The sequence below is a fragment of the Synechococcus sp. genome (genome assembly GCF_982614295.1).
This window is the reverse complement of the sequence record NZ_CEXBMR010000069.1, coordinates 1-6,703: the sequence shown is the minus strand read 5'-3', so window position 1 is coordinate 6,703 and position 6,703 is coordinate 1. Positions and strand designations below refer to the sequence as shown.

General features: G+C 52.0%; 6 protein-coding genes and 1 pseudogene. 4 read left to right on the top strand and 3 right to left on the bottom strand.

Annotated elements, in window-relative coordinates; all coding sequences use genetic code 11:
• Positions 1–155 precede the first annotated feature (155 nt).
• Positions 156–1,112, top strand: a complete 957-nt coding sequence (locus tag AC2JC8_RS09520) for a vitamin K epoxide reductase family protein (RefSeq protein ID WP_484594613.1) — start codon at positions 156–158, stop codon at positions 1,110–1,112.
• Between the two features lie 16 nt (positions 1,113–1,128).
• Here the strand turns inward: AC2JC8_RS09520 and nadB are convergent, their stop codons facing one another.
• The 3 genes from nadB to AC2JC8_RS09505 all read right to left on the bottom strand — a co-directional run bounded on the left by nadB (position 1,129) and on the right by AC2JC8_RS09505 (position 4,022).
• Complete coding sequence (nadB, locus tag AC2JC8_RS09515) at positions 1,129–2,733, bottom strand: L-aspartate oxidase (RefSeq protein ID WP_484594612.1); 1,605 nt, start codon at positions 2,731–2,733, stop codon at positions 1,129–1,131.
• Positions 2,734–2,795: 62 nt separating this feature from the next.
• Complete coding sequence (psbU, locus tag AC2JC8_RS09510; protein ID WP_295476422.1) at positions 2,796–3,179, bottom strand: photosystem II complex extrinsic protein PsbU; 384 nt, start codon at positions 3,177–3,179, stop codon at positions 2,796–2,798.
• An 84-nt stretch (positions 3,180–3,263) separates the two neighbouring features.
• Complete coding sequence (locus AC2JC8_RS09505) at positions 3,264–4,022, bottom strand: DUF3120 domain-containing protein (protein WP_484594611.1); 759 nt, start codon at positions 4,020–4,022, stop codon at positions 3,264–3,266.
• Positions 4,023–4,076: 54 nt separating this feature from the next.
• Here AC2JC8_RS09505 and AC2JC8_RS09500 point away from each other — a divergent pair, with 54 nt between their 5' ends.
• From AC2JC8_RS09500 to AC2JC8_RS09490, 3 genes and pseudogenes are all read left to right on the top strand, one after another.
• Positions 4,077–4,937, top strand: coding sequence for an undecaprenyl-diphosphate phosphatase (locus AC2JC8_RS09500; protein WP_484594610.1), 861 nt, complete (start codon positions 4,077–4,079; stop codon positions 4,935–4,937).
• 15 nt (positions 4,938–4,952) lie between these two features.
• Complete coding sequence (locus tag AC2JC8_RS09495; RefSeq protein ID WP_484594609.1) at positions 4,953–6,323, top strand: TIGR03279 family radical SAM protein; 1,371 nt, start codon at positions 4,953–4,955, stop codon at positions 6,321–6,323.
• Positions 6,324–6,398: 75 nt separating this feature from the next.
• Positions 6,399–6,703: pseudogene (locus AC2JC8_RS09490) on the top strand (TolC family protein); the annotation flags it as partial.

The window sequence follows — 6,703 nt, the reverse complement described above, 5'->3', positions numbered from 1 at the left end:
TTGATGGGGTAATTGTTGCTAGTTCGCTGAAGTGTGATGGCCAACTTTTTAACCCGGTAGACCTCCAGCGGGTGCGGCAATTAAGGCAGGCTCTTAACGGCTAACCCCATTGAAGGCGTTCACTGCCAAACTATCAAAATCAGCTAGCAAGCCCTTTGACAACCACTCGCCAGCGCCCAGAACCTGTATTACACCGTTGGGTGAGGCCAGTAATGGGGGCCCTCGCCACTATCGGCGCCATCGATACCGCTTCCATCAGCCTGGAACGTTGGGGGGTAATCAGCAAGCTCAGCTGCCCAGGTGGCGCCGGTGGTTGCGACAAGGTGCTCACAAGCCCCTGGGGAACGGTGGCGGGTTTACCCCTATCCCTATTTGGTTTTTTTGCCTATGGGGCTCTGGTTTTGTTATGCCTATTGCCTCTGATTCCTGCTGTGCAGCGATGGCTAGCCAACCGCGCAGCTGCGGCTTCCAGTGGCCTTGGTGCTCGCCGCAGTGGCCGTAATCCGGATTTATTTTGGCAGCTTGGCTTTTTTATAAGCCTGGCAATGGCGGTATTTAGCCTCGTATTAGTTTGGTTGATGCTGTTTAAAATTCAGGCTATTTGCGCTTTCTGTTTCTTATCGGCCGGTTTAAGTATTAGCCTCTTAATATTTCATTATCTTGGCAGGGATTGGCCTGATTTAGGGCAATTAATTTTTCGTTCTGTAATTGGCTTGTTACTTGTAGGTCTTGGTTCTCTGAGTTGGGCCGCTGCTGTGGATAAGCCAGCGATACTTTTAGAGAAAGGCACTCCCCCAGTGGTTGTTAGCGTTAGCAACCCGGCGAAGGAGGCTTTGGCTGAATTTCTAAATCAATCCGGAGCAATAATGTATTCGGCCTATTGGTGTCCCCATTGCCATGACCAAAAGGAGTTATTTGGTAAAGATGCTGCCGCAAAGTTAAATATTGTTGAATGCGCAGCCGACGGCAAGAATTCCCAGACTGCCCTGTGTGAATCTAAAAAGATTGATGGTTTTCCCAGTTGGGAGATTAATGGGAAAATTGATTCCGGCGTAAAACGCCTTAATCAATTAGCAGATCTCAGTGGTTTCAAAGGCCCCCGATCTTTTTAAATATTTCTTGCTTGCATTACAGCCCCACGGCTGCAGTGCGAAGATTGTCCCCGCGTTTTTGCAGGCTGTGGCGGCACCAATAGGGCAGCGGTAATGGTGCATCACGGCGGAAATGTCCGCCTCTGCTTTCTGTTCGGAAGGCTGCAGCCTGCAACAACAGCAGGCTCACTAAATTACGTTGGCGTTGATCCCAAAGCAGTTCAAATTTTTCTTGTTGTTTTGCGCTAACGCTATAAAGTTGCCCAGGCTTTTGAGCTAGAAAAGTTTTTAATTTTGCATCTAAATTCAAAAGATTTTGCAGCCCTTTAGCCTGCTTTTCTGCTTCCCTAAGGCTGCTGCCCCAGCGTTCAACCCCTGCCACTTGCCAGCAGAGTTGTTGTAGCTTTTTGCTGGCATGCTGCGCTGTAATAGTTGAATTTGAATCGCATTGCCAATCAAGCGATTCAACGTTGTTATCTGAATTTGAGTTTGCTGCTGCGTTTATAGAAATAGGAGTTAAATCTTTTAGTTGCCGTGCCATCACTAAACATTCGCTTAATGAATTACTTGCTAAGCGATTCGCGCCATGAATTCCGCTGCTCGCCACCTCCCCTACGGCAAATAAACCTTGAACCGATGTGGCTGCTTTTAAATCGGTAGCTACTCCCCCCATCCAGTAGTGGGCAGCTGGCGCAACCGGCAAAGGTTTAGCTAAAGGCTCCAAGCCGAGCTGTTGGCAGCGCTTAATGATCATTGGAAATTGCTGCTGCAGCTTTGTTGCTCCCACGGGTTGCAGATCTAGCCATAGCCGCTGCGCCTTAGTGCGTTTCATCTCCCGCACCATTGCCCGACTCAATTGATCCCGCGGCAGCATTTCACTGGCATGGGCTCCGAGTGTTTCTCCATTGCTTTGTAATAAACGAGCCCCTTCCCCCCTGAGGGCTTCCGTTAACAGGAAATGGGGCGCCCCTGGGTGCATTAAGGCGGTGGGATGAAATTGCACAAATTCAAGATCCCGCAGCACTGCCCCGGCTTCCCAGGCCATTGCCACCCCATCGCCTCTAGCCGTGCTGGGATTTGTGGTGTTTGCAAAAAGATCACCGCCACCACCGGTCGCTAACACCACAGCTCCAGCCTGCAGCCATCCCAGCTGCGCGCCAAACAACAGCTGTAAGCCGCAACAACGGTTTGATTCAAGCCATAGCTGTAATACAAGGCCCCCTTGCAACCAGCAAACATTGGTTTGCTGCCTTACCCGTTGTTCGAGTAATTCCACCAGGGCGCGCCCTGTTTGATCTTGGGCGTGAAGTACACGTCTTCTGCTGTGGGCAGCTTCCAAGGTGGTGCTTAATTGACTGCCATCTCGATCTAGTGGGAGGCCAAGCTGCAAAAGACGCTCAACGCAGTTTGGCGCTTCTTGGACAAGTAAATCCACCGCCGCCGGTTCGCATAAACCTGCACCTGCCTCAAGTGTGTCTGCCCGGTGCAGCTGTGGGCTGTCGTCGTGGCCCACCGCGGCGGCAAGGCCTCCTTGGGCCCAGCGGCTGGCAGAACGCAGTTCACTATCGCGGCATAGCAGCAGCACCTTCAGGGCCTTTGGTAATTCCAAAGCAGCCATTAGGCCAGCTGCTCCTCCCCCCACTACCACCACATCCCAGGGGGCGAGGAAGGGATTAATGCTGGAAGATTGAGGGGAAGAAGCGATCAGCGGTATTGCCCGTCGTTGATGCGATCAAATCCTTCGTTTAGGGCAATTTCTGGCTGGGTAACAGTGAAATTGGAGCGATATTTTTCAAATAATTCCTTTTGGCGCTCGCTAAGATCAAGTTTCAGCACATCATCAACTTCTTGATAGGGGCCACCCACAACGATCTTTCCAGCAAGGGTTGGATACATGCCTGGAAATTGCTGAAAGCGCCTTACTGAGGAGTTATTTAAATCCACCTTGCCTTGGGCTTGGGCAATTTTGTCGTCGGCCAGATTGCGCAGCTCATCGGCTTGAGCTAGCTGGGGCATGGCAATCCAAAGCCCAACAAAAAGCAGCGCGCTGCAAAGTAAAGAAGCAAGCCAACGGTTGAGCCTGGTCATGCGGGGCTGTGGCAGGTATAAACAGCAACGTTACATACTCTTTTGCATGCAAACCCTAAAAAAGAGGTTGCCATTTGCAGATCTTTAAACCAAGCCGCTGAATTGGGGAATCAAAAGAGCTAAGCCTAAGAAAATTCCATCCACAACCAAAGTGGTGGCAAGGCAAGCAGCAACAAGCCTGCAACCTGCTCCCTTGCGCCACAACCAACGGCTAGTAAGCAGCATTGCCGCAGCAAAAATTACAACCACTGAAAAGTGAGCTGGTTCTATTACAAGTGTCGCTGCTTGAGCTAGCAATTGTCTTGCCTGCTCGGGTTCTGCGGCTAGCACCTCAGGCCAAAGCGGCATCACTCCACAAATGGCCATTGCGGCGTCGGTGCAGGCAGTGCCAATTAGCGCACCTAGGTAGAACTGGCCGGCGATACGCCAGGGGCCCCAGAGCCCCGCAACAGCAATCGGGAGCGCAAATGCCTCCACCGGTAAATGCCAGAGGGGATGCAGCCTGAGCCAACCCCAAAACAAACAGCCAGCCAGCCAGCTGCCGCTAAAACCCACTAATAAGTTGCCCCAGCTGTTCCTTTTGCTTATCCCAACATTCAGTAATACAAATGTGAATAAAGCAGCGAGCATTGGTTGCTGCCGCACTAATGGAGCCTGCACAAACACAGGCAGAGTTACCAATAAAGCCGCTAGCAGCGGTAGAGAAGGTTGCTTAGAAGCTGAAATATGAAACTGCTTTGGCAGCCAGAGAATTTCGCTAGCAGCAGGCAGCGCTTGGGTTACTAATGTTGAGCCGGAACGCGCCAACAAACGATTTACTAAGTTTCGTAACCTTAAGGCCAAAAGCGCTCAAGCTGCAGGAGCCGTAAGGTGCCGCTGCTAAATCTTTTTTAAAAAGTGGAACCAAGCCAACCCCTATCGCTTCTCGAGGCCTGCTGGCGCACCTTGGTGCTTGGGGTGGTGCAGGGCCTAACCGAATTTTTGCCGATTAGCAGCACTGCCCATTTAAAAGTGGTGCCTGTTTTGCTTGGTTGGGGTGATCCTGGAGTTGCGGTATCGGCTGTGATTCAGTTGGGCAGCATCATCGCGGTGATTGCCTATTTCCGCGCCGATCTCAACTTGGTATTTAGGGGCATTGCCAGGGCCTTAAGGGGTGGCGATTGGGGCCACCAAGATGCGCGTTTGGGGGTTGCGATTGCTCTGGGAACCTTGCCGATCGTATTTGCGGGTTTAGCAATCAAATTGTTTTGGCCTGGATATGAGAGTTCGCCATTGCGCAGCCTTGCCTCTATCGGTGTGGTTTCGATTGTGATGGCTTTATTGCTGGCTTTGGCAGAAAAAATTGGCAAACGCAGCCTGCAATTAGAAGAGGTGCGCCCTGGTGATGGTTTGTTTGTAGGCCTAGCTCAAGCACTTGCCATAATTCCAGGGGTATCCCGCTCCGGCAGCACCCTCACGGCAGCACTTTTAAGCGGTTGGGAAAGGGCTGATGCCGCAAGGTTTTCTTTCTTGTTGGGTATTCCGGCCATCACCCTGGCGGGTTTGGTGGAGCTCAAAGATGCCCTTATAGCTGGTGCCACCTACGGCCCACTGCCTTTGCTTCTAGGAATTAGTTCAGCTGCATTGGTTTCTTGGTTGGCGATTGCCTGGCTGCTGGAATTTCTAAAAACCAACAGCACCTGGCCTTTTGTGGTGTATCGCTTGCTATTTGGAGCTTTATTACTTGGTTTAGTGGCAGGAAACCCCACACTGGGATAACTCGCATTTACGGCCGTGTGGCTGGAGCCCAGTTCTGGTATTCCAATAAATAGTGATCCAGGGGCTGCAACTCCCCAGCCGGCTGTGGTGGCCACTGTGGAACCGGGTTCGATTGGCGAGGAGCTTGGTTTTCAAGCTGGTGATCGCTTGATTGCAATAAATGGCATGCGTCCGAGAGATCTAATCGATCTACAAATGCTCTGCGGCGAGGAGGAGTTGCTATTGGAGGTGGAAGATCCCAGCGGGGAAATCCATCGCTTAGAGCTTGAAAAGGATGCAGATGATGGGCTTGGGCTTGGTTTTACAGAGGCTTTATTTGATGGCTTGCGGCAATGCAACAACCACTGCCCTTTTTGTTTTATCGATCAGCAACCCCCTGGCAGGCGCCATAGCTTGTATCTAAAAGACGACGATTACCGGCTTAGTTTTTTATACGGCTCCTACCTAACCCTCACCAATCTCACCCCCGCCGACTGGCAAAGGATCGAAGCGCAACGGCTTTCTCCTCTTTATGTATCTGTGCATGCCACAGATCCAGCCCTGCGTAGTCGTTTGTTGCAAAACGAGCGGGCGGGCCTGCTTTTGGAACAGTTGGCCTGGTTTCAAGAACGGCGTTTGCAGATTCATGCCCAGGTGGTGGTTTGCCCTGGTATCAATGATGGCGATGCCTTAATCAACAGCCTGAATGATTTGGCACGTTTTGCCGGCGGTGATTGGCCGGCGGTTTTATCTGTAGCAGTGGTGCCAGTGGGTTTAACTCGCTTTCGCCCCGATGCTGATGGCTTAACACCCGTTGATCGGCCCACTGCCTTGCAAACGATCGCGGCCGTGGAGGCCTTGCAGGCGGGTTTTAAAAAACGCTTTGCTAACACTTGGGCCTGGTTATCGGATGAGTGGTACTTGATGGCTGGTTTACCCCTGCCGCCGCGGGCTAGCTATGCCGATTTTCCCCAGCAGGAGAATGGCGTAGGCAGCATTCGCGCCTTTCTTGAGGATCTAGATCAGGCCACCTTGAATTTGCCTGAAAGCTTGGAAATCCCTCGCCAGATCAGCTGGGTGGTGGGCCGCTTGGTGGGGGAGGCCTTGCTGCCAGTGGTGAAACGTTTGCAAAATGTGCGCGGTTTAAATCTGCAGCTACATGCCCTACCAAGCCCCTATTGGGGCTGCGATCGGGTGGTGACAGGTTTACTAACCGGATCAGATCTAGTAAGTGGCTTGGCTGATCGCGATCTCGGTGAGCTTTTGTTGTTGCCAGCTGTGCTGCTGCGCCAAGGGGAAGCGGTTTTTCTCGATGATTTAAGCCTCGAGCAGGTGGAGCAAAAGCTCGGGCTGCCCATTTGTGTAGTGGCAGGGGCAGCTGAGGTCGTGGCTGCCTGCTTGCGTTAAAGGGCGCAAAAGCCAGTAAATTTCCCTTATAGATAATTTTGGAAGGTAACAGTGGCCAGACGCATGCGCAGCTTGATGCTTGCAATCGTCTTGGCCGCAAGCCCCGGGGCCGTTTTCGCAGATTCTTTGGATCCAAGCCCTGAGCATCTACCTAATGCCATCAAGGTGAAGGGCCCGAGGCCTAAATCAAATCCTGAAGTGATAACACCTGCGGCAACATCCCTGCCAGCAGAGATCGATGGCTTGCAAGCACCCGCACCGCTGGCGTTACCCACAACCCCGAGCCAAGTTCGCATCGTGGATTACAGGCCCTTAAGGCTAAATCAGGTGGAGAAATTGGTGGAGGTAAACAGCCCACAACTAAAAGCAATAGCTTCTCA